The sequence below is a fragment of the Solitalea longa genome, from assembly GCF_002920915.1.
GTDB classification, from domain to species: Bacteria; Bacteroidota; Bacteroidia; order Sphingobacteriales; family Sphingobacteriaceae; genus Solitalea; species Solitalea longa.
The window spans coordinates 24,180-45,402 of the sequence record NZ_PQVF01000008.1; the positions used below are offsets into that span (position 1 = coordinate 24,180).

Genomic DNA, 21,223 nt, shown 5'->3' on the forward strand with positions numbered 1-21,223 from the left:
ATTCAAAAAGTAGAAATTCTCATCGTTAAAAACGATAAAAAAATAAGCCCAATACATTTTATTTGCAATGGGCTTATTTCTAACATTATATTTCTTTTATTCTACTCTTTCAACTGATGAAGCACCGCTGGCATTATCCACCACTTTCTCAGGAGTTCCTTTATAGCGAACTTTACTTGCACCACTCGCCGAAACATTTAACTCAGAAAGGACATTCACTTCGGCATCGGAAGCACCACTTACATTGATCAGGCATTTATTGGTAACCAGTTCAAACGACCTGATTTTGCCTGCCCCAGAAATTTCAATCGACTGTTCCGCCGCCTGACCTCTATAGGTAACTTTTCCGGCCCCGCTGATCTGTGTATCAACCACATTTGCATTTAAATTCATCTCCGATTCGGTAGCACCTGAAGTTTTAAATATTAAGTGGTTAAGCTTAAACTGATTCAGCATTTTCACATTAACCGCTCCCGAAATATCTATTTTACTCAGGTCCTTTACATGTATTTTAACCACCAGTGCATGAGAAACGCAAAAGTTCTTCTTGTTGTGGATCTTTAAGGTATTGCCGTTAACGGAAGTAAGAATGTGTTCCTGCAAATTGTCATCAGCAACAATTTCTACTTTTTGCATCGAGTCTTGAGTGAGTTCCAAAGTATAAGCGCCACTTACATCCAGATCAGTAAAGTGCGTGAGAACACGTTCTTGGGTAACCATGTTCCCTGAACCGCTAACGCATATTCTTTTACAAGATGAACTTAGAAGAGCAATAAATGATAATAAAATAAGACAGGTTTTAAATTTCATTTTAGGGTTTGTTAAATAGGTTCTGTAATTTTTGACGTTTTAACTTACTTAAAGGTTACATTAAAAAAGTTCAATTCAAATTTAAAATTCTTTTTGATTTGAATGCCTGGCCGAAATATTTGACACCTATGCAAGCTTCTTCGAAAAAGTAAGATCATGTTAAATAAAAAATGGCTGTTGGTTTTCACTAACAGCCATTTTACTTTTAAGGCAGATGTATGTATGTTGACTAAGATCAGTTTAACTGATTTTTGGATGAAACATAAACTGTGTTTCCGGCAAAGCTTACTTTTGAAGCCGAATCGTTTTCATAATCAAACGTGTCTTTTACAAAAGCTTTGAAACTGTTAATACCATTCAGCTCAGCGAAGCATTTACTCACCACAAACAATGACCCGTCAATACAAGCACTACGGTCGGTTTTAATGGTATGTGTATCTGCTGAACCTTTAACAACGATACTTGAGCCATCCACAACTTTTGAAGTCAGTTCAAATACATTAAGATCAAGATTAGCAGTACTGTTTCCCGAAAGGTCAACCGATAGTTCCAGAGCCGAAAAGGCTGAACTTCCTGATTCTATTGAAGCATTATCTTCAGCTGCAATTGATGTCAAATTGCAGGTGTTTAAGATTACTATTGGCGATTCGCTACATGCATCTGCAGTAGAGAAGATCTGCAATTCACCATTTTTCACTTCAAAGCGAAGCTGTTTTTTTACAAAAGCTTCCTTACTTATTAGGGTTAGCTGGTTTTTATCAGAATTGCTGATCAATACGCGAACATTTCCGTGTACATTGACCTTGCTGAATTGTTTTAATTGATAAGTGAATTGCGTTTTCTTAGAATGGTCGGCTGCAAAGGAAGTACCGGTCCAGAAAAATGTGAAAAGAGCAACACATGCGATTAATTTTGAGAGCGTTTTCATTGTTGTTAAGTGTTAGTGTTAATTGTTGGTTCATCTGACGAGAACTTGTTTAATTAGGTTACAGTTGTTTTTTTTATTTGTTTAAAAATCAATTGTTTAACACTTCAAAATTGCTCATAATTCACTACGCATATCAAGCGTAGTACTACGTAATTTCATTTCTAAGTAGTTGCCTATAGGTAACAATAATAATCCAGTTTGTATCCATCCCAAACCCTAAAATCTAGGACTATAGTCTATGGACTATCGACGATGGACTAATCATTCTTTTAGTACAATTGAACGCTCAATGTTTATCTGGTTTAAGAAATATTCATCATGTGAAACAACGATCAAGGTACCCGAATAGTCATTTATGGCCGACGTTAATATTTCTATATTTTGAATATCAAGATTATTGGTGGGTTCATCCAGCACAATTATATCAGGCTGTTGATGGCTAATGGTTAAACAGCAAAGCATTAGCCTCATTTTTTCTCCTCCACTAAGCGCATGGCATGGTTTATCCCAGGTTTCTTTGGAAAATAAAAAACGGTTGAGCCTTATTTTTACCTCATGCTCCTGCAAACCCGATTCATTCATTTGCTGTGCCTGCTCATAAACTTTTAGGTGATTGTCAATCAATGAATAATCCTGATCAATATAAACGGTTTTATTTTGCGCTCTGGAAAGCTGTCCCGATTTTGGTTCCAATTCACCCAAAATAAGCCGAATAAGCGTTGTTTTCCCCGAACCATTTAAACCACTTAATGCAATTCGTTCCCCGCTATTTAATTGAAAGGTCAATGGCTGTTTCCATAGCTGCTGATCTTCAAATTGATAATTTACTTCATTAGCTGTTACCAGTGTTTTCCCTTTATGCAAATTTGAATTATCAAAGCCAAACTTCATCTTATCCACATCAGGCAGTTCTTTTCTCAATTCGGTTAAATCACTGGCAATTGAACCCACCTTTTCTGCGTGTATACTTTTTGCTTTCGACGTGCTTTTTTCGGCGCTGTTCCTCAACGTATTCATCATAATGGTAGGCAATCCTGCTTTTTCCTGTTTCTTTTTACCTTTTGCATCCAATTTTTGCTGACGTTCCAGTGTTTCCCGTTCCACCTCTTTTGCTTTTCGCAACGCCTTTTCCCTGCTTCTTACATCCTGGTGCAAAGCCTCATTTTCTATACGTTTTTGCTCTGCATAAAACTCATAATTACCGCCGTAAACAGTAATTCCCCGCTTGCTAAGTTCATTTACCGAATTGAGAAGGTTTAACAATTTACGATCATGGCTTACCACCAATAATGCAGCGGGAGTTGTTTTTATAAAATCATACAGCAATTGCCGGCCTGCTTTATCCAAATGGTTACTCGGTTCATCCATCAAAACCACTTCGGCTTGATGAATGACAATTCCGGAAAGAAAGACCTTAGTTTTTTGTCCACCACTTAAGCTTTTCATTGGAGCGGTCAAGTCAATATCTGACAATCCCCAATGAGCCAAAGCTTCCGAGCATCGCTCTTCAATCATCCAGTCATCATTTAAGATGGCCATGTTCAATTCATTGGCACTTCCATTTAAAATTTCATGTAAAGCCTTTAGCTTTTCATCAATTCCGAGAGCATGAGCAATGGTTAACTGGTTAAACTGGCCGTAATGCTGAGGAATATAATAGGGAAACGAATTAACGTGAATGGTTCCTGCTGATGGCTGTAGTAAGCCTGCCATAATTTTCAGCAAGGTTGATTTACCCGTACCATTATTACCGATCAATGCAATTTTACTGCGAGTAGTAATAGTAAGATCTATGTTTTCAAACAATAAATCTTTATTAGGATGTATAAAGCTAAGATTTTGAAGAATAAGCATAATTTCTTTCGATAAAAGATTAAAAAACATAGCAAAGCGGTTTTACCGTTTCACTATCCATCTGTTTATTTCCTAAAAGAAATTAGTATTACATTAAAAAGAGGTGTTTTTGTTTTGTGGGTACAAACTTAGCATTTTTTGGAAACATCTGAAATTTAAAGCTAAAGGGCCCTTATTTCATAGTTTTTCCTGCCCTAGTTTTTTCAACAATTCTGCCATCTGTTGGGGTTTGGCAGTTCCGATAAGCAATTTTTCTGAGTTTTTAATTTCCAGCTGTAAACCTTGGTTACCTGAAATATTATAGGCTGTTCCACTGCCCAATAACCCTTTTCTTAAACCCCAGCCACCATATTCAGCTATAGGCGAATATGGTCGAACATAAGATTTGGTCAGGGTATCCCAAGCGTAAAATTTGAATTTAAGATGAAATGGGAAAAACCTTACATAAATTCCATCCTTTTTGATCATTGTTTCCATTTTAAAATTGATAAAAACAATCATCACTATAAGCGTAATGCCCGAGGCAATTAAAAGTCCACTGTTACTCATTGGTTTATCACCGAATTGTCGACCGCCAATCACCTGTTTAAAAACGCCAAAAAGAAACAGGCTATTAACTCCTAACAATGCTAACCAAAGCCACCATTGTTTAAATCGTTGCCTTTCTTTAAATAAAATTTCGTTATCCATGGTTGATTATTTTTTAAGTTGGGATTTTGCCTTTGAATTTTGTCTTTCGCCGGCTCACACTCGTCGTCATTAATAAAGCAGATTCATTTTATACATACCGTTCTTTAATAATATTGATATGATGCACTTCATGACCAGCGGTTGCTTGCAGGAACTCCTCAACCGTTAATTCATATTTCCAGGCCTGTCCTTTCAAGCTTAACTGCTCTTCAGATAGTGAATCAATAAAACTATTGGTAGCACTTCTCACATTTTTAAAATCGGTTAAAAGTTGCTTAAAGCTTAACTCATCAAAACGACTGTTCTCAACAAATAGGTTCTGGTCATAACCGGGTAGTAGTGTTTTATCATTCCGGCTAAAGCGTAAAGCCCGGTAGGTCATAATGCGTTCATGGTCGGTTATATGACCGATAATTTGTTTAATACTCCATTTGCCTGCTGCATAACGATGAGTTGCTTTTTCTTCATCAAGTGATTCAAGAAGCGTAAGGTTTTCATTTGAAGAGAATAGTTGCTGGTAGCTTGTGTTTCCTAGTAATTCGATGTAATAAGGAAAACCATCTTGAACTGTGTATTTCATATTAGTGATTTTAGAAAATGATAAAAGTGGTTCTAATCAAAAGTTTAAAGGTGATGTAAATATTTGGGTTTGCGTATTGACTAAAGTTCCTTAATACTTAAGATTTTGATTAAAAAAAACAGCCCTGAGGGTATTTGGAAACCTCAGAGCCTATCAGAAATATTTACTTTAACAATCGAACCTGTAATGGTTCATTTGCTTTATTTATTTATAAATCCTTTTAACCATTGCCCAAATTGATAACCATCCTTAGCAATAAGTACGATAATTAAAACGATCAACATTGGAATTAATACCTTAAAAAGGTTGGTGGACATTAATGATCCTGTCTTTTTCATAGTTTTAGTTTCTAGGTAAGAATAAGTTTCTTACATCTAAAATAATATTTAGTCAGCTATTTTAGAAATCCAAAAACCTCAATATTAAATATAAAACAGCCTATTTATTGCCAACTTAAATTGCCAACCAACCACGAAAGCCTCGTGCTGCATAATAAGATTCAGCGCCGTTATGGTACAGGAAAACGGTACCATATCGAAAATCACAAAAAACAGCACCACCAAGCTTTCTGATATCGGATGGGGTTGTCACCCAGCTAGAAGTTTTACTGTCGAATTTGCCTAGTTGCTGTAGTTCTTTATATTGAGTTTCAGTAAGCAGTTCTATGCCCATTTCAGCAGCAATTTCAAGGGCACTGCTTACCGGTTTATATTCCTTCCTCGACTCCCATGCCTCCCGATCATAACAGAGGCTTCTGCGGCCTTTCGGACTTTCAGCCGAACAATCATAAAAAATATACTCCCCAGTCTTTTCGTCAATACCTACAACATCGGGTTCTCCTTCGGTCCTTTCCATTTCATTAAGCGACCAAAGCTTTTCAGCTGAAGCTGTGCCGTTTAACTTTGTTGCCACATCAGCCCAGGCAATGCCTTTATGGCGATTCATGTTTTTCTCAAACCGAGCTTTCAATAATTTAATCAGCTCTTCATGTTGCTCAGTAGTTAATTCTTTCTTCATTTTTTATAAGTTGAGGTAAATTCAAATGCGTATTAATCATCAAGCCCTTTTCCATTCAAAATTTGAGGCATGTATTTTTCAATCCTGGCCTCCCGTGTTTTTGCTTGTTTCGCCTGCGAAAAATAAAACAGATAGGCCCGTTGCCGCCCCGGTGTTAATGCTTCAAAAGCTGTTTTTAATTCAGGAACTTCAGCTAATTTATGCTGAAACTCTTCGGGAACCGGAAAATCTTCGGTCTTTTTTAATTCAACCTTCAAACCTGATTTTTCCACTTCAATAGCTTCATAGATATAAGCTTTTATAGTCGTTTCTATCTCTAAAACTTGAAGAAGATTGCGGAATCTAAGATGACGCGCAGCTTGTACGTTTTTAGTTTGTTGAATCAAAACTCCATTCGGATCTTTTAATAAGGCTCCTTTGAAAAACAGAATTGCGCAGTATTCTTTAAAATCATGGATTAGCACAATATTATTTCCCTGATAGGTATAACATGGAACACCCCATTTTAATTCTTCAGTAAGACCGAAATCAAGAATGATCATTCTCAATTTGTCTAATTCTTTCTGCCATTTCTCAGCCTTATTGAAATACCAATCAACTTTTGGATTCATACGTTATTAATTAAAACTAAAGAACCTATTTTTCTTTCTGCTGGTCTGAAATACCATGACGTAACTGTAAGCACTAGTAATAATAATGAAGGAAATAACTCACCGATAGATGCACCAACTGCTATATGTGAAAATAACGCACCGGTCATGATAAAAAAGAAACCTGCATAGGTCCATTCTTTTACCAACGGAAATTTAGGAATTAATACGGCTATCACTCCCAAAATTTTCCAAATACCTAAAATGGTCAAAAAATATACGGGGTAACCTAAATGGATAAGACTGTCAACGCCCCCTGCCCCTTCTTTTCCTTTGAATAATTGAACCAATCCTGTTGAAACCATTCCTAATGAAAGCCAAATAGTGGCAATCCAATAGATAATTTTATTTCGCTTTGTCATGATACCTTATTTTAGTTGTTTAAGATTTCCTGAATACGATTATGAGCCATGTTTATGCCTTGGGCAAATGGTAATTTTAAAATTTGATCGCGATGTTCGGCTGATTTATACACCACGTGCATAGTAAGCTTGCTGGTTCCGGAAGTAAGTTCTTCGAACTCCAAAAACTCAAGTTGAACAGCAAATGGCGTGTTCTCCATCTCAAAAGTCCTGGTGATTTTACTATTGGAAATAAAATCATGAATAACCCCATTAAACCGGTGTTTGTTGCCTTTTGGATCAGTAGTTTCAAATTGATAACCACCATGCTTTTTATTCTCCAGCTTAAGCACTTTTGTACCCATCCATTGTTCAACAATTTCCGGTTCAACATAGGCGGTGAAAAGTAAATCCAGTGGTAAATCAAACTCACGGGTAATCACCAAGTCCTGTTGACCATCCCTGGCATCAACCTTTGTTTTTTGTTCCATGGTTTTTATTTTTTTGATTGATAGTTTTTCATAATGGTTTCCAATTTATTAAATCGCTCATCCCACATTTGACGGAATGGTTCAATAAAATCTGCTACCTCTTTCATTTTTTTGGCATTAATGTGATAATAAACCTCCCTGCCGCTTTGCGTTTGCTTCAGTAACTCGCACTCGGTAAGTATCTGTAAATGTTTTGAAACAGTCGGTCGGGCTGTATCAAAATTCGAAGCAATGGCACCGGCCGTCATCGACTGAGTGGCCACCAATAGCAATATTGCCCTTCTTGTTGGGTCTGCTAAAGCCTGAAATACATCTCGTCGTAAATTCATTATGTAGCTATTTGACTACAAATATAAATGTAGTCATTTAACTACGCAAATATTTATAAATAAAATTGCAGAAAAAAAGCGCCTCAATCAATAAGATCAAAGGCGCCTTAGGATATAAAAACAGGATATTTAAACTAATTCAGTTATAGGTTCGAAATAATCATCAAAATTAATTTCAAGAAGATTACCTAAGGTTTGTTCATTTTCATGCAGGCAAAACACTCCAAAAGCAAGTTGCTGCTGATAGTCGAAAAGCTTCTCCAACTTTACCTCTGTAAAAAGCTTGCGTAATTCGCCCACCATCGGCTTATGGGTCAATTTATCTTTTCTAAATGCGTTGTAGGCTATAAGATAAATGAATCTTGATTCGTCACTGATCTTATCATTTATTGTTTTCCAATCGGGTTCAATATCATTTAAAAAATATTCATATGGGTTTATTCCGAAGGAATGATAAACTAAATTTCCCAGGCCCATCCCCCCAAAACGCATGGGATTTATTTCAATTGGCACCAGGTTATTATTGGCCAACTTAAACTCACAGTGCATAGGAAAATTGGTGACCCCGATCTTCTCATTTAACCTCTTAAAAAAATCAACGGCCAAAGGATAAATTGCTTCAAAGGTTGGTTTCGATGAATAATAGATCATGTGCAGATATTCCTTGTGCTTGGGAATTGGGTGATGATAAATATTTACAATACAAGGTTCTCCTTTCGAATTATAAAACATATCAACCGCATACTCTTCCCCTTCAATGAAATCCTCCACAATAAACTCATCGGTTGACAAAACATTGTCTGAGAAAAGAACAGCGTTCTTTTTCAACTCCTGGGCAATTTCCTCTTTCACCTGAAGTAGATCGGTGTTTTCATCTACAATTTTTACAGCAGTTCCAAAACAACCTTTTAAAGGTTTAATAACCGATTTTTTATGAATGTTCAGATGCTGTAAATTTTGAAAGCAGGTTCGATGAACTTCGAAATTATCGTCTTTTACTAACTCCCTGAAACGATATTTATCCTTGAACAGTTCCAGAGCAATTCGTTTACGATCGCTTTCGGGCAACGATTTTATAATGGTTTCAATCGATGATTCGGATATGATACAAGCCTTTTCATTATTGGAAAGCAATGCCGGTATCGTGTTATCATGCCCTACTATTATTTCAAGCTTACTAAAATCAGCTAATGTTTCAATTGTTCCCGCCTCTGATCTGTTGGATTTAATTAAATATACTTTTTGATCCATATCCATTTCTCCCAACGCATAAACACGTTAGTTCTTGAGTTATACATTAAAATGATAGTGTTGATTGATGGTAGAATAATGTTCTGCCGGTAATGCAGCTTGATGGCAAATATAACAAAACCCGCACGAATCGAAAATGCATGCGGGTTTCACTCAAAAAATTATAATGTACCTATCAACAGTTTACAGTAACTCTTAAATAGGCTGCAGGTATTAGGGTTTCATTTGTTGAACCACTTTTATTCTGAGCATTAAATAACGTAGTTAATTCCTCTTCAAGCTGAGTTGACTTACCGTTTTGCCCGGCAGCATCAAATGCATTCATTGTTGGTCCGTAATAGTTTTTAAAGGTGGCCATAAAATGGTCAGGTGAAAATGGACCTTCAAAGGTATAGGTATCTTTTTCAAATGAAATATTTTCAGCAGGGATACCGGCTGCCCCGAACCGTTCAATTACATTGCCCTCTATTCCCCAGGTCATCGGACTAATAAATCCTTCGGGGGGTGGCGGAGTGTATGCCGCGCTTATTTTCAGTATTTGGGCTACTAAGGTTGGATCACTAGGAATCCAATTACCCATAGTTATTTTACCGCCAGGTTTTGTAACCCGCACCATTTCCTTAGCTACTTCAAAGGGCTTGGGTGCAAACATTGCCCCGAAAATACTCACCACCCGATCAAAGGATTGGCTCTCCAATTCATTTAAATCGCAGGCATCACCCAGCCGGAATGTACAGTTATTCAGCCCCTCATCTTTTGCTCTACTATTTCCAGCATCAACAAGATTACTGGCAATATCAACCCCTAAAACTTCAGCGCCAAGTTTCGCTTCCGGAATAGCGGTGGTTCCGTCTCCGCAACCCAGGTCAAGCACTTTCATACCTTTTGTAATACCTAATTTAGCGACCAATTCTTCGCCACTTTTACGCATAGTTTGAGCAATACGCGTAAAATCCCCCTTTTCCCATAAAGCTTTATTTGGATTCATAACTTCATTAATTAATGTGATTAAAATTATTACCAATTATTATTGAAATTACTCGGGATAAGGCCTGATGTTTTGTGTCTTTTTGCTGCTTAAGTTGGTTAGCTATTGATGGCCTTCAATTCTATTTTTTTAAGAGATTTTATAGAACGTTCTACAATAAAAATAAATAAAAAAGTGAGGTTCACTATGGACCGCAATTAAATTATCAGTAATATAAAAATTCTGTAAAGGTGTTTCAACCTAGTATCATGTCTCAATTTTTAAATACTCCCTCAAAAACAATCACAGCCTCACCGTAAATAAACACTTTGCCCCCTATCAATTCAATTGTCATCATACCCGTTCTCAGAGAGGACTGAAAAGCCTTTAATTTATTTTTATTGAGTTTTTCTGCCCAGTATTTGGTCAAAAAGGTTTGAATGCCCCCGGTAACCGGATCTTCGTTGGTGCCGGCCCATGGCCAAAAATAGCGGTATTGAAAATCAAAATCAGGACTGTTAGATAACGCTGTTACTAAAACACCATTGATACCTGAATATGAATTGAGAAGAGCCTGAAAATCGGGTTGTAAAGCCGCTAATTTATCTGAATCGTTTATTTCAATTAAAATGATCTTATTCTTTTGACTAAACCTTGTGTTCACTACCTCTTTTATACCTAAGGCGCTAAAAACTGCTTGAGGCACATCCATTTCGGATGTTTCATAAACCGGAAATTGCATAACAATTTTATCAGCCATTTTTTCAATCTTTAATTCCACCTCCTCACAATTTATAAAGCTGATATTTACCAACCCAGTGTTATCAAAGATTATTTTTGAAGCAGCCAGCGTTGCATGTCCACATAAGGCAATTTCTTGCTTTGGTGTATAAAAGCGAATTTTATAAGCATTCTCCCCTGTTTTTTGGATAAAAGCCGTCTCAGAAAAACCAATTTCAGTTGCAATGCTTTGCATAGTTTCCGCACTCAGCTCAATTTCGGTTATACAAACTGCAGCTGGATTTCCTTTAAATTTCTCAGTGGTAAATGAATCTACAAAATAAGTTTTCATGGTAGTTTATGCTTTTTTCGAGTGGTAAAATAAATCAGTTTTAGACTGATATCTGCTTACAAATTAGTCAGTTTTATCCTAAAAGCATTATTTTTAATTATTAAGTATCTACCTTTTAGTTGTTCTATTGATCAATTTTTAAACTAAACTATACTGGCTTCCGCTGCAACTCAAATTGCGGCGGTTTTTATTTTAACAGATCAAGCACTTTCCACATCTTCTCCCTCATTTCGCGGGGACTTCCGCTAAAGTTATTTACAATGAAAACAAATGTGTACGTATTTCCATCTTTAGAATCGGCATAACCGGCATAAGAACGAACACCGTTTATATAGCCGTCTTTCATTTTTAAACCATTAGCTTCAGGTAAAGAGTTATAAAAGCTTTTAAACCATTGTTGATTACGGGCATAATTAAGCACCCGAGCCATAGCGCTGCTAGTTATTCGATTGGCTGGAGAAAGACCACTACCATCATTTATATTTATTGAATTCTTATCAATTCCCTGTTTGTTCCAATGATCCAGTACTTGCTCAATTCCATTGTTGGTGGTAGCAGTTTTCCCCTTCTCTTTGGCAATCGTTTTCAACAGTTGTTCTCCGTAAAGATTAATACTCTTTTTATTGAACCAATACACTATTTCGCTCATTTTCGGCGATTGAATATCAACCAAAGTTTTTGTCAGTGCCGGAATCGTTTTATTTTCCAAAGTTAATCTGCGTGCGGTGGTGATCTCTACTTTGAGTCCATTCTCTTGCGCCAAAGCGTTCTTAATTTGGCTGGCACATTCAAAAGCCGGATCGGGAACAGCTGCCGAAACCGTTATATTCTGTTCATCAATCCCTACTTCACCCCTTATATAACCGGTTGTGGTATAAGGTGCCATGAAGACATAAGCCTCATCTCCTGTACCTCGCGGGCCGGTTATTAATTCATTTTTCAAACTCAAATAAGGCATTGAAGGTTTAGTGGAGATGATCTTCACTGAATCACCCAACGCCTTTCCCGGTTTTAAATTAATATCGAATTGATTTTCCCGCCAGGTAAGTGCTGATGTTCCTGCACCATAATAATTGCCTATATCCTGCCAGATCCATCCATCGGGTAATGACTGCGAGGAAAAAGCACTATCATCGGCAATCAAAGCTCCATCTATCTTTTTTATACCGGCAAATTTTACGGCATTGCAAAGGTTATTCAATACGAGGTTTTCTTTCGTTTGCTCATAACGCCAGGTAGCCAAAGTAGGATCGCCATTTCCTTTAATGATCAGATTTCCATGTAATACACCCTGATTATCAATGTATCCCGAATAACCAAATTGAGTTTTATAGGTATAATCTGTGCCCAATAAACTAAAAGCACTGGCAGATGTAATTATTTTTAACGTTGAAGCTGTTGAAAGCCCAACATTTGCATTTAAAGCATACACCTCGGCTCCAGTTTTTGCATTCAATACCATTAAACTGATACTCGAATATTTAAGCTGAGGATCATTTTGCAAGTTGCTGATACTACCCGCTAAACGCTGTTTTAAAGTTTGAGAGAATACAGATATTGAAAAGCTCGAAAGGAGTAAAAGAAATAAGATTTTCTTCATGCAATTAATTGGAGAATGATTGAATCCGGGTTCTTAACATAGTGGCAACATGCTTATCGATTGGAAAGGTAAGATCTTCGGGTTTTATTTTTGTTAAGGGTAGCCAGCGAAAACACTGAGCCAATTCTACCCTTTCTTCGAAATCAAAAGGCTTCTCAACAATGCGGATGTCAAGCGGAGATAAATTTTTAACGATATAATAAATACTGATCAATTGTCCACCACCAAACATCGACTCAAGGAAAAAATCGGTAGTATAAAAATGATCGATCACCTCTATCTCGCAGCCACATTCTTCCATAAACTCCCGTTTTAGTCCATCAATGGTACCTTCGCCAAACTCAAGCCCACCTCCGGGAAACTTGGAAAACTCAATACCATATTCAAATTCGTCACTAACGAGCACTTCGCTGAATTCATTAATAAGAATGCCGTAAACACGAATATTGAATTTTTTCTGCATGTTGTTGAGATTTTGGTTAGATGACCGGACGAACAACTTTTCGTTATTAAATTCAATATTAGTAAAAGAAAATGCCAATACATCCTTGAAACCGCAATTTATTTTAGTGTAATAAGATTGTTAATACCGCTGGTGTCTTTGGATTTCTTTTGACTGGCAAAGTTTTCCGGAGATTCCCGGTATTCCTTAGAAGAGGTTCTAACTAATTGTTTATTTACAATTTGATTAAAGCAAACAATTTAATTTACAAAATTCACAACAATACAATGATTAATTTAAAATTACAACAACCAACTGATTGTAAAAATAAAAATATGAACAAGTAGCATTCATAATTTTGTATATATTTGCAAACAAAGGATAATTAGAAAATGAGTATACAACTGGCAGACCGTATAAACCGACTTGAAGAATCGGCTACGCTATTGATGTCGAAAAAATCGCGCGAACTGGCATCACAAGGTATTGATGTTATTAATTTAAGTTTAGGAGAGCCTGATTTTACTACGCCTAAGCACATTTGTGATGCGGCGAAGAATGCATTAGATCAAGGTTATACCTATTATACTCCTGTTGCAGGTTATTTAGACCTTCGCCAGGCAATTTCTGCCAAGTTAAAGCGTGAGAATGATTTAGATTATTCGGCCGATCAGATCGTAGTTTCAACCGGTGCCAAACAATCATTATCTAATACTATTTTAGCTTTGATCAATCCGGGTGATGAAGTGATCATCCCTACACCATACTGGGTTTCCTATTCAGAAATGGTAAAAATGGCTGAAGGTAAAAGTGTGTTCATTCCTGCTTCGATTGACTGCAATTTCAAAATTACACCAGATCAGTTAGAAGCTGCTATTACACCGAAATCAAAACTTTTCATGTTCTCTTCTCCTTCAAACCCAACTGGTGCGGTTTACAGCAAGGAAGAATTGGCTGCATTAGTTAAGGTATTCGAAAAACATCCACAGATCTATATTCTTTCTGATGAAATTTACGAACATATCAATTTTGGCAGCAAACATGCCAGCATTGCTTCGTTTGAAAGCGTAAAGGACCGCGTAATTATTATCAATGGTTTTTCAAAAGGCTTTGCCATGACCGGCTGGCGTTTAGGCTACATGGCGGCTCCTAAAGCAATTGCAGCAGCTTGTGATAAATTACAAGGCCAGGTTACTTCTGGAACCTGTTCAATTGCCCAGCGCGCTGCATTAACGGCATTAACTACTGACATGGAACCAACTTACGAAATGCGTGAAGCATTCCGTAAACGTCGTGATATTGTTTATAACTTATTGAAAGAAATGAATGGAGTTAAAGCCAATCTACCAGATGGTGCTTTTTACTTCTTCCCTGATGTAAGTTCATTTTTCGGCAAATCATATAATGGAAAAGTGGTTAAAAACGCCGACGATTTAAGTATTATGCTGTTAACAGAAGCACACGTTTCAACAGTAAGTGGTGAATCATTTGGCGATCCTAATTCAATTCGTTTCTCATACGCTGCTTCTGAAACTAAATTGATTGAAGCCATGAAACGCATTGCCGCATTTCTTAATGAATTAAAATAAAACCCCAATAAGTTTATTTTTTAAAACGCTATTCGTTAATTCGAATAGCGTTTTTCATTTTTAAGATAGCGCCCTTATCATCTGCAACTACCCGATAAAAAAACACCGAATCCTAATAAAGGACCCGGTGAACTATAGTTAATATAATATCGAAATCTTATTTTGATCGAATGGCCTCAACCGGATCAAGTCGGGAAGCTGTAAATGCAGGAATAAAGCCGGCCAGTGTTCCAATAACCAATGAAATTCCAACCCCCACCATTACATTTCCAGCATTAATAGTAAAATCGAATCCTATGAGTTGGGTTGCGGCAATACTGATGAGAAATACTAGCGCCATTCCTATAAATCCGCCTACCAAACATAAAGCAATAGCCTCAACTAAAAACTGAAGCAGGATAAAGAAATTCTTTGCTCCCAATGATTTTTGAATACCGATAATATGGGTACGTTCCTTTACCGAAACGAACATGATATTAGCGATTCCAAACCCTCCTACCAAGATTGAAAATCCACCAATTATCCAGCCTGCCATATTCATTACCGCAAACAAGCCATCAATTTGATTAGCCAATACGGTGATCTTATTTACTGCAAAATCATCTTCCTGTTGTGGATTTAACCTGCGGATTGAGCGCATTAGACTCTTCAGTTCAGCTTCAACCTCTTCATTAGGAATGCCTGCTTTACCTTTAAGCATAATACGCGGATCATTACGTTCATCTTTGGGATTTATGATGCTTTTTGCGAAGTTCAATGGAATATAAACACAGTTATCGTCTTCGGTAAAATTTAAGATCGAAGTTCCTTCTTTTTTCAGGACCCCAATCACCTGAGCTTTCATCGAACCAATTTTAATGGTCTTACCAATGGGATCTTCACCTTTAAAAATACCATCCGCAATACCATGACCCACAATAGCAAGCGCCTTTCCGCTGTTAGTCTCGTTTTGTGTAAAATATCGACCCTGCTCAATTTCCAAGGTATATACCTTGTCCATGTCATAGGTTACCCCTAACATATAAGCCCCTTCGGCCGAATTGCTTTTATATTTAATTGTTTTACCACCTGTTACTGTATAAAAAGCCGCCGCCTCTACAGTATTTACCTTTGGCATTAAAGAATTGTAGTCTTTTTCATCTACAGGTTTACGATTAATAAATTTCCACCAGGGGTAATCATCCTGAAACAGCATAGGCCATTTCTCAATTACCAGCGTATTACTTCCAAGTTTATCAACACTTGCCCTAACATTACGTTTTAAGGCATCTACAGCAGTTAAAATGGAAATAATGGTTAAAATACCAATGGTAATACCCAACAACGAAAGGAAGGTACGAAGTTTGTTAGTCCTCAGTGCCTCAAAAGCAAAGGCAAAGCTTTCTTTGATTAAACGCAGATAGATCATACACCAAATCTAATTAATTAACGATTGGTTGTATTTAAAACAATGTAAAATTTATGCTAAACCCTATCTGAAATAGTACAACAAAACCGCATTTACACAATACTTTATAGGACTTTTTTTCTATCTTTGCCACATTTTACTAAAATCTATATTAATTAGACAACAATCATTATAACATGAAATTATCTCAATTTAGTTTCCATTTACCTGAATCATTAGTTGCCCACAAACCCTCCGAAACTCGCGACGAAGCTCGTTTAATGGTGTTGCACAAAGACTCAGGAAAAATAGAGCACAAAATCTTTAAAGACGTTCTGGATTATTTTGATGATAAGGATGTTATGATTCTGAATAACACTAAAGTTTTCCCTGCCCGCATGTATGGCAATAAGGAAAAAACAGGTGCTCAAATTGAAGTGTTCTTACTTCGCGAACTTAATAAAGAAATGCGTTTATGGGATGTTTTGGTTGATCCAGCCCGTAAAATCCGTGTTGGTAATAAGCTTTATTTTGGCGACAACGACCTGTTAGTAGCCGAAGTTGTAGATAACACTACATCTCGTGGCCGCACCATCCGTTTCTTATTTGATGGTACCGACGAAGAATTCCGCGAAGCCATTGAAATTTTAGGCGAAACTCCTCTTCCAAAATATATCAAACGTAAAGCAACCGCTGAAGACAAAGAGCGTTACCAAACAGTGTTCGCTAAAAACGAAGGTGCTGTAGCAGCTCCAACTGCAGGTTTGCACTTTAGCCGCGAGCTATTGAAACGCCTTGAATTAAAAGGTGTTGATTTTGCAGAAGTAACTTTACACGTAGGTCTAGGAACTTTCCGTCCGGTTGAGGTTGAGGATTTGACCAAGCACAAAATGGATTCAGAGCATTTTATTATCGAGCAAAAAGATGCTGATATTGTTAACCATGCTTTGGAACAAAAAAGAAGAATTTGTGCAGTAGGAACCACATCAATGCGTGCTATTGAATCAGCTGTTTCGGCAGGCAGAACATTGAAAGCTGCTAACGATTGGACCAGCAAGTTCATTTTCCCTCCTTATGACTTTAGTATTGCTAATTGTATGATCACTAACTTCCACACTCCTGAATCAACTTTATTGATGATGGTGGCTGCATTTGGTGGTTACGAACATATTATGAATGCGTATGAAGTGGCTGTAAAAGAAAAATATAATTTCTACAGCTACGGAGATGCCATGTTGATCATATAGAAAACAAGAAGTAAGATATAGGAGTTAAGAAGTAAGACCGATCACTTTTACTTCTTAACTCTACTTATTTGAAATCATGATTCTTGCTTCTTACATCTTATATCTTTAAATGACGTATTACGCCATTATTGTTGCCGGAGGTACCGGGTCGCGTATGGGTGCTCAAATTCCCAAACAATTTCTTGAGCTCAATGGAATACCCATTTTAATGCACAGCATTAAAGCGTTTTATCAATGGCCCCTGGTACCCAAAATTATCCTGGTAATGCATCCCGACTTCCATGATCACTGGAAGAAACTTTGCGACGAACATAAATTCACCACTCCTCACACCTTGGTTCCAGGTGGAAAAACCCGTTTTCATTCTGTTAAAAATGGGTTGGAGCATGTACAATCGCCTGGAGTTGTAGCTGTTCATGACGCGGTACGACCTTTGGTCAATCATCAATTTATCACTAACCTTTTCCAAAACGCGCAGCTTAACGGCAATGCTATTCCCGCTGTAAAATGCCGTGATTCAATACGTAAAGTTGAAAACAATACTTCCATAGCACTTAACCGAGAACATTATTACCTTGTTCAAACGCCTCAATGCTTCACTTCTGAAATGATCTTAAAAGCCTACGAACAGGATTTTAAAGAAGAGTTTACTGATGATGCCAGTGTTGTAGAAAACATGGGGGTAAAAATATTGCTTACTGACGGCGATTATAAGAACATAAAGATCACTTATCCCGAAGATCTTTTATTTGCTGAGGCTATCATTGGCCGATTGTAATTTTTATACAGCGGCTATTGCGAATCCGATATATTTAATAATTTCGCTTAAACGAAGCATATGCCTATGCTTTTAGCGTTTTATGGATCCTAAAGAAAAAGAACTCTACCTTGCAATAATAATAGCCATTGTGCTATTCAGTATTATCATTATCTACTTTATTGTTTCACTTATTCTCTATCAGCGCCGTTTTATTGCCTTGCAAAAAGAACGGATCAATGCTGAAATCAACACCCTTGAAAATGAACGTAAACGGGTTGCCTCTGAATTGCATGACGGTATTGGGCCACTTATTTCGTCTGTAAAGCTCTATATAAATAGCCTGGATGTACCTAAGGATGATGATGAAATTGTGCAAAAGGCAGGACTTTATATAGATGATATTATGCAAAATATTAGGCAAATTTCAAACAATCTAATGCCTAATACATTGGTTCGAAAAGGCCTTCATGCTGCTATTGTTGAGTTTGTAGCCAAATCAGACAATCAGAATAATGTGAAGATCAACTACAGTTGCGAGACACCCGATTTATCGATTGATAAAGAAACGGAGATCAATGTTTTCCGGATCATTCAGGAAATCATCAATAATACAATTAAACATTCGGGAGCAACCCAATTGATGATAAAACTAAGTAAAGAAAACAAACAGTTGCTGCTTCAAACACGCGATAATGGAAAGGGATTCGATTTTGAGGCTATGAAAAACAAGGATGTAACCAGTACTGGTGGTTTGGGCTTGAAAAACCTGGAAAGTCGGGTTGAAGTTTTAGGAGGACATCTTTTTCATAAAAGTGAAGTAAATAAAGGTGTTGCATTCATTTTCGAAATCCCCATTAATCAAAAGGAAAATAACTAATTTTATTTCTGATTACTATAACTACCTACCAATGCTGGATCAAGGAATAAAAATTATTATAGCTGATGATCATGAGATCTTCCGTGACGGACTAAGTTTGGTTCTAAAAAAGGAAAAAGATTTTAATTTGATTGAGCAGGCAATAAACGGCATCGACTTGATCAATAAAATTAACCTTCATCATCCCGATGTAGTACTTACTGATATAAAAATGCCGGGTATGGATGGAATTGAGGCTACAAAGATCATTTCAGACAAGTTTCCTACTGTAAAGATCATTGCCTTATCCATGTTCGATGAGGATAATTTGATAGCCGATATGTTTGAAGCCGGAGCAAAAGGCTATCTGCTAAAAAATGCTCACAAAAATGAGATCATTGAAGCGATAAAAACTGTTTATGAAGATGGTAACTACTTCTGTGAGGCAGCCTCAATGAAACTAGTTAAAATGCTGGCAAAAAGTAAACAGGCATCCAAACAACAACAGGTAGAATTCAATGACCGTGAACTTGATATAATAAAACTTATTTGTAAGCAACTAACAGCCCTTGAAATTGCCGATAAAGTATTTTTGAGCAAACGTACTGTCGAAGGTTATCGCATGCGCATTTTGGAAAAAATGAATGTAAAAAACACCGCAGGTGTTGTGGTTTATGCCTTGCGAAATCAGCTTATTACCGAAGAAGAAATTCTGGATTAATCCGAACCTGATAAAATTAGATTTAAGGCCGTTCTAAAACAGAAGGGCCTTATTTTTTGAATTATTTCAACTGAAATTAACCCAAAACTACATTGCTATTATTAAACTTAAACAATCTAACAATCAATAACTTAAACGTAATTAATATTTTATATTATTTTAAATAGCTAAAATTATTTGCCAAATAAGCTAAAATTATTAGTCTTTATTATATTTGCAGCTGTATAGTTTTTAAGTATGCGAGATAACGATACACTATATGCTATTGTAGATATTGAAACTACAGGCGGTTATGCAAGCGGCAATAGTATTACTGAGGTAGCTGTTTTTGTTCACAACGGAAAAGAAATTGTTGACCGGTTTGAGACACTGGTTAATCCGGGTGTGCCCATCCCTCTTCATATTCAGTCGCTCACAGGTATTACCAATGAAATGGTACAAACCGCTCCACGATTTAATGAAATTGCCCAATCGCTGTTTCAATTGTTAAGTGACAAAGTTTTTGTGGCTCATAATGTAAACTTCGATTATTCGTTTCTTCATCATGAGTTCAACCGGGCCGGTTTTCAACTGCAATCGAAAAAGCTTTGCACTGTTAGACTTTCACGTAAAATTTTCCCGGGCTTTCCTTCTTACAGTCTCGGCAAATTATGCAATCACCTATCCATTTCAATTGAAAACAGGCACAGAGCCGCAGGTGATGCTCATGCCACCTCTATCCTTTTCTCTAAATTGATAGAAAATGACGCTAATCAATTTATCGTTCAATCCTTAAAAAAAGGCTCGAAAGAGGCTTCCATTCCGGCCAATTTACCTAAAGAACAAATCGAATGCCTTCCAAATAAACCTGGCGTTTATTATTTCTATGATAAAAAAGGAAAGATAATTTATATTGGAAAAGCTGTTGATCTAAAAAAAAGAGTGTTGAGTCATTTTACCAATAATAAGGCCACTCAACAAAAACAGGAATTTTTAAGAGAAGTGTTCAGCATTTCGCATACTGAATGTGGCAGTGAGTTGTACTCTTTTGTTTTGGAAGCCCTGGAAATAAAAAAATATTGGCCAAAGTACAATCGCTCATTAAAACATTACGAACAGCTATACGGGCTGTATTTATTTGATGCACAAAATGGATATAAGCGTTTGGCCATCAGTAAAAAGATTAAAAATTTCCGTCCAATTGCTACTTTCAATTCGCTCAGCGACGGGTATCGGTTTTTATATCAATTAATTGACGATTATGAATTGTGCAGCAAGCTCTGTTTTTTGAGTAAAATAGCCGAATCATGCTCAACTGAATGCCATGGAGCTTGTAAAGGACTGGAAGAAACTACTATTTACAATCAACGCGTTGATGCTGCTATTTCCTCTGTAAACAGTTATTTACCCACCTTTGCTATAATGGAAGATGGGCGAACGGAAAACGAGCGGAGTTGCTTATTAATGATAAAAGGTGAATTTTATGGGATGGGATTTATTGATGATCAGACCATTTGGAACAATTTTGAGTCACTTCAGCAATCATTGACCACTTACCCTTCTTTCGATTATGTTAAAAATCTGATTTATCAATACATTCTTAACCATCCTGGGAAAAGTGTATATTTTTAGAACAAAAATCCCTTTCAAGCATAAATAAAG

At 36.8% G+C, this 21,223-nt stretch carries 23 protein-coding genes; 6 read left to right on the forward strand and 17 right to left on the reverse strand.

Features of this window, described 5'->3' with window-relative positions; all coding sequences use genetic code 11:
- Positions 1-96: 96 nt before the first annotated feature.
- The 16 genes from C3K47_RS12100 to C3K47_RS12170 form a co-directional block, all read right to left on the reverse strand.
- Complete coding sequence (locus C3K47_RS12100; RefSeq protein ID WP_103789408.1) at positions 97-810, reverse strand: head GIN domain-containing protein; 714 nt, start codon at positions 808-810, stop codon at positions 97-99.
- A gap of 235 nt (positions 811-1,045) precedes the next feature.
- Positions 1,046-1,738 carry a GIN domain-containing protein gene (locus tag C3K47_RS12105; RefSeq protein ID WP_103789409.1) on the reverse strand — a complete coding sequence of 231 codons (693 nt, stop codon included), beginning with the start codon at positions 1,736-1,738 and terminating at the stop codon, positions 1,046-1,048.
- Positions 1,739-1,999: 261 nt separating this feature from the next.
- Positions 2,000-3,622 carry a ribosomal protection-like ABC-F family protein gene (abc-f, locus tag C3K47_RS12110; protein ID WP_317043024.1) on the reverse strand — a complete coding sequence of 541 codons (1,623 nt, stop codon included), beginning with the start codon at positions 3,620-3,622 and terminating at the stop codon, positions 2,000-2,002.
- A gap of 147 nt (positions 3,623-3,769) precedes the next feature.
- Positions 3,770-4,282 carry a hypothetical protein gene (locus C3K47_RS12115; RefSeq protein ID WP_103789410.1) on the reverse strand — a complete coding sequence of 171 codons (513 nt, stop codon included), beginning with the start codon at positions 4,280-4,282 and terminating at the stop codon, positions 3,770-3,772.
- Between the two features lie 88 nt (positions 4,283-4,370).
- On the reverse strand, positions 4,371-4,862 hold the full coding sequence (locus C3K47_RS12120; protein ID WP_103789411.1) for a DinB family protein: 492 nt from the start codon (positions 4,860-4,862) through the stop codon (positions 4,371-4,373).
- A 200-nt stretch (positions 4,863-5,062) separates the two neighbouring features.
- Complete coding sequence (locus C3K47_RS19555; protein WP_165784693.1) at positions 5,063-5,200, reverse strand: hypothetical protein; 138 nt, start codon at positions 5,198-5,200, stop codon at positions 5,063-5,065.
- Between the two features lie 115 nt (positions 5,201-5,315).
- Positions 5,316-5,879: a DUF4256 domain-containing protein gene (locus C3K47_RS12125; RefSeq protein ID WP_103789412.1), complete on the reverse strand. Its 564-nt coding sequence runs from the start codon at positions 5,877-5,879 to the stop codon at positions 5,316-5,318.
- Between the two features lie 32 nt (positions 5,880-5,911).
- Positions 5,912-6,490 (reverse strand): YdeI/OmpD-associated family protein, encoded by a 579-nt coding sequence (locus C3K47_RS12130; RefSeq protein WP_103789413.1) that lies wholly within the window; start codon positions 6,488-6,490, stop codon positions 5,912-5,914.
- Positions 6,487-6,891, reverse strand: a complete 405-nt coding sequence (locus C3K47_RS12135; protein WP_103789414.1) for a DoxX family protein — start codon at positions 6,889-6,891, stop codon at positions 6,487-6,489. Before C3K47_RS12135 ends, C3K47_RS12130 begins: the two co-directional genes overlap by 4 nt.
- 11 nt (positions 6,892-6,902) lie before the next feature.
- Positions 6,903-7,361, reverse strand: a complete 459-nt coding sequence (locus tag C3K47_RS12140; RefSeq protein ID WP_103789415.1) for an SRPBCC domain-containing protein — start codon at positions 7,359-7,361, stop codon at positions 6,903-6,905.
- Positions 7,362-7,366: 5 nt separating this feature from the next.
- Positions 7,367-7,690: an ArsR/SmtB family transcription factor gene (locus tag C3K47_RS12145; protein ID WP_103789416.1), complete on the reverse strand. Its 324-nt coding sequence runs from the start codon at positions 7,688-7,690 to the stop codon at positions 7,367-7,369.
- A gap of 129 nt (positions 7,691-7,819) precedes the next feature.
- The gene (locus C3K47_RS12150) at positions 7,820-8,941 is read right to left on the reverse strand and encodes an ATP-grasp domain-containing protein (protein ID WP_165784694.1); all 1,122 of its coding nucleotides are present in this window, start codon (positions 8,939-8,941) and stop codon (positions 7,820-7,822) included.
- Positions 8,942-9,116: 175 nt separating this feature from the next.
- The gene (locus C3K47_RS12155; protein ID WP_207765289.1) at positions 9,117-9,929 is read right to left on the reverse strand and encodes a class I SAM-dependent methyltransferase; all 813 of its coding nucleotides are present in this window, start codon (positions 9,927-9,929) and stop codon (positions 9,117-9,119) included.
- Between the two features lie 253 nt (positions 9,930-10,182).
- Positions 10,183-10,980: a PhzF family phenazine biosynthesis protein gene (locus C3K47_RS12160; RefSeq protein ID WP_103789418.1), complete on the reverse strand. Its 798-nt coding sequence runs from the start codon at positions 10,978-10,980 to the stop codon at positions 10,183-10,185.
- Between the two features lie 187 nt (positions 10,981-11,167).
- Positions 11,168-12,580, reverse strand: a complete 1,413-nt coding sequence (dacB, locus tag C3K47_RS12165; RefSeq protein ID WP_103789419.1) for a D-alanyl-D-alanine carboxypeptidase/D-alanyl-D-alanine endopeptidase — start codon at positions 12,578-12,580, stop codon at positions 11,168-11,170.
- A gap of 4 nt (positions 12,581-12,584) precedes the next feature.
- Positions 12,585-13,043, reverse strand: coding sequence for an NUDIX domain-containing protein (locus tag C3K47_RS12170; RefSeq protein WP_103789420.1), 459 nt, complete (start codon positions 13,041-13,043; stop codon positions 12,585-12,587).
- Positions 13,044-13,414: 371 nt separating this feature from the next.
- Here C3K47_RS12170 and C3K47_RS12175 point away from each other — a divergent pair, with 371 nt between their 5' ends.
- Entirely contained in the window at positions 13,415-14,611 is a 1,197-nt protein-coding gene (locus C3K47_RS12175; RefSeq protein ID WP_207765290.1) for a pyridoxal phosphate-dependent aminotransferase, read from the forward strand.
- Positions 14,612-14,768: 157 nt separating this feature from the next.
- Here C3K47_RS12175 and C3K47_RS12180 read toward each other — a convergent pair whose 3' ends face one another.
- Positions 14,769-16,019, reverse strand: a complete 1,251-nt coding sequence (locus C3K47_RS12180; protein WP_103789421.1) for an ABC transporter permease — start codon at positions 16,017-16,019, stop codon at positions 14,769-14,771.
- Positions 16,020-16,195: 176 nt separating this feature from the next.
- Between C3K47_RS12180 and queA the strand changes: the two genes are divergently transcribed.
- The 5 genes from queA (at position 16,196) to C3K47_RS12205 (ending at position 21,193) form a co-directional block, all read left to right on the forward strand.
- Positions 16,196-17,245 (forward strand): tRNA preQ1(34) S-adenosylmethionine ribosyltransferase-isomerase QueA, encoded by a 1,050-nt coding sequence (queA, locus tag C3K47_RS12185; protein ID WP_103789422.1) that lies wholly within the window; start codon positions 16,196-16,198, stop codon positions 17,243-17,245.
- 109 nt (positions 17,246-17,354) lie between these two features.
- Positions 17,355-18,023, forward strand: a complete 669-nt coding sequence (locus C3K47_RS12190; RefSeq protein WP_103789423.1) for a 2-C-methyl-D-erythritol 4-phosphate cytidylyltransferase — start codon at positions 17,355-17,357, stop codon at positions 18,021-18,023.
- 82 nt (positions 18,024-18,105) lie between these two features.
- Positions 18,106-18,882, forward strand: coding sequence for a sensor histidine kinase (locus C3K47_RS12195; protein WP_103789424.1), 777 nt, complete (start codon positions 18,106-18,108; stop codon positions 18,880-18,882).
- A 31-nt stretch (positions 18,883-18,913) separates the two neighbouring features.
- Complete coding sequence (locus tag C3K47_RS12200) at positions 18,914-19,582, forward strand: response regulator transcription factor (RefSeq protein WP_103789425.1); 669 nt, start codon at positions 18,914-18,916, stop codon at positions 19,580-19,582.
- Positions 19,583-19,819: 237 nt separating this feature from the next.
- Positions 19,820-21,193, forward strand: a complete 1,374-nt coding sequence (locus tag C3K47_RS12205) for an exonuclease domain-containing protein (protein WP_103789426.1) — start codon at positions 19,820-19,822, stop codon at positions 21,191-21,193.
- Positions 21,194-21,223 lie beyond the last annotated feature (30 nt).

Excerpts from the sequence above, each read along its gene's own strand:
- C3K47_RS12145 (WP_103789416.1), bottom strand. The coding sequence starts at position 7,690 with ATGAATTTACGACGAGATGTATTTCAGGCTTTAGCAGACCCAACAAGA.
- abc-f (WP_317043024.1), bottom strand. The coding sequence starts at position 3,622 with ATGTTTTTTAATCTTTTATCGAAAGAAATTATGCTTATTCTTCAAAAT.
- C3K47_RS12205 (WP_103789426.1), top strand. The coding sequence starts at position 19,820 with ATGCGAGATAACGATACACTATATGCTATTGTAGATATTGAAACTACA.
- dacB (WP_103789419.1), bottom strand. The coding sequence starts at position 12,580 with ATGAAGAAAATCTTATTTCTTTTACTCCTTTCGAGCTTTTCAATATCT.
- C3K47_RS12180 (WP_103789421.1), bottom strand. The coding sequence starts at position 16,019 with ATGATCTATCTGCGTTTAATCAAAGAAAGCTTTGCCTTTGCTTTTGAG.
- C3K47_RS19555 (WP_165784693.1), bottom strand. The coding sequence starts at position 5,200 with ATGAAAAAGACAGGATCATTAATGTCCACCAACCTTTTTAAGGTATTA.
- C3K47_RS12170 (WP_103789420.1), bottom strand. The coding sequence starts at position 13,043 with ATGCAGAAAAAATTCAATATTCGTGTTTACGGCATTCTTATTAATGAA.
- C3K47_RS12155 (WP_207765289.1), bottom strand. The coding sequence starts at position 9,929 with ATGAATCCAAATAAAGCTTTATGGGAAAAGGGGGATTTTACGCGTATT.
- queA (WP_103789422.1), top strand. The coding sequence starts at position 16,196 with ATGAAATTATCTCAATTTAGTTTCCATTTACCTGAATCATTAGTTGCC.
- C3K47_RS12160 (WP_103789418.1), bottom strand. The coding sequence starts at position 10,980 with ATGAAAACTTATTTTGTAGATTCATTTACCACTGAGAAATTTAAAGGA.
- C3K47_RS12190 (WP_103789423.1), top strand. The coding sequence starts at position 17,355 with ATGACGTATTACGCCATTATTGTTGCCGGAGGTACCGGGTCGCGTATG.
- C3K47_RS12115 (WP_103789410.1), bottom strand. The coding sequence starts at position 4,282 with ATGGATAACGAAATTTTATTTAAAGAAAGGCAACGATTTAAACAATGG.
- C3K47_RS12120 (WP_103789411.1), bottom strand. The coding sequence starts at position 4,862 with ATGAAATACACAGTTCAAGATGGTTTTCCTTATTACATCGAATTACTA.
- C3K47_RS12130 (WP_103789413.1), bottom strand. The coding sequence starts at position 6,490 with ATGAATCCAAAAGTTGATTGGTATTTCAATAAGGCTGAGAAATGGCAG.
- C3K47_RS12125 (WP_103789412.1), bottom strand. The coding sequence starts at position 5,879 with ATGAAGAAAGAATTAACTACTGAGCAACATGAAGAGCTGATTAAATTA.
- C3K47_RS12100 (WP_103789408.1), bottom strand. The coding sequence starts at position 810 with ATGAAATTTAAAACCTGTCTTATTTTATTATCATTTATTGCTCTTCTA.
- C3K47_RS12150 (WP_165784694.1), bottom strand. The coding sequence starts at position 8,941 with ATGGATCAAAAAGTATATTTAATTAAATCCAACAGATCAGAGGCGGGA.
- C3K47_RS12175 (WP_207765290.1), top strand. The coding sequence starts at position 13,415 with ATGAGTATACAACTGGCAGACCGTATAAACCGACTTGAAGAATCGGCT.
- C3K47_RS12105 (WP_103789409.1), bottom strand. The coding sequence starts at position 1,738 with ATGAAAACGCTCTCAAAATTAATCGCATGTGTTGCTCTTTTCACATTT.
- C3K47_RS12140 (WP_103789415.1), bottom strand. The coding sequence starts at position 7,361 with ATGGAACAAAAAACAAAGGTTGATGCCAGGGATGGTCAACAGGACTTG.
- C3K47_RS12195 (WP_103789424.1), top strand. The coding sequence starts at position 18,106 with ATGGATCCTAAAGAAAAAGAACTCTACCTTGCAATAATAATAGCCATT.
- C3K47_RS12135 (WP_103789414.1), bottom strand. The coding sequence starts at position 6,891 with ATGACAAAGCGAAATAAAATTATCTATTGGATTGCCACTATTTGGCTT.
- C3K47_RS12200 (WP_103789425.1), top strand. The coding sequence starts at position 18,914 with ATGCTGGATCAAGGAATAAAAATTATTATAGCTGATGATCATGAGATC.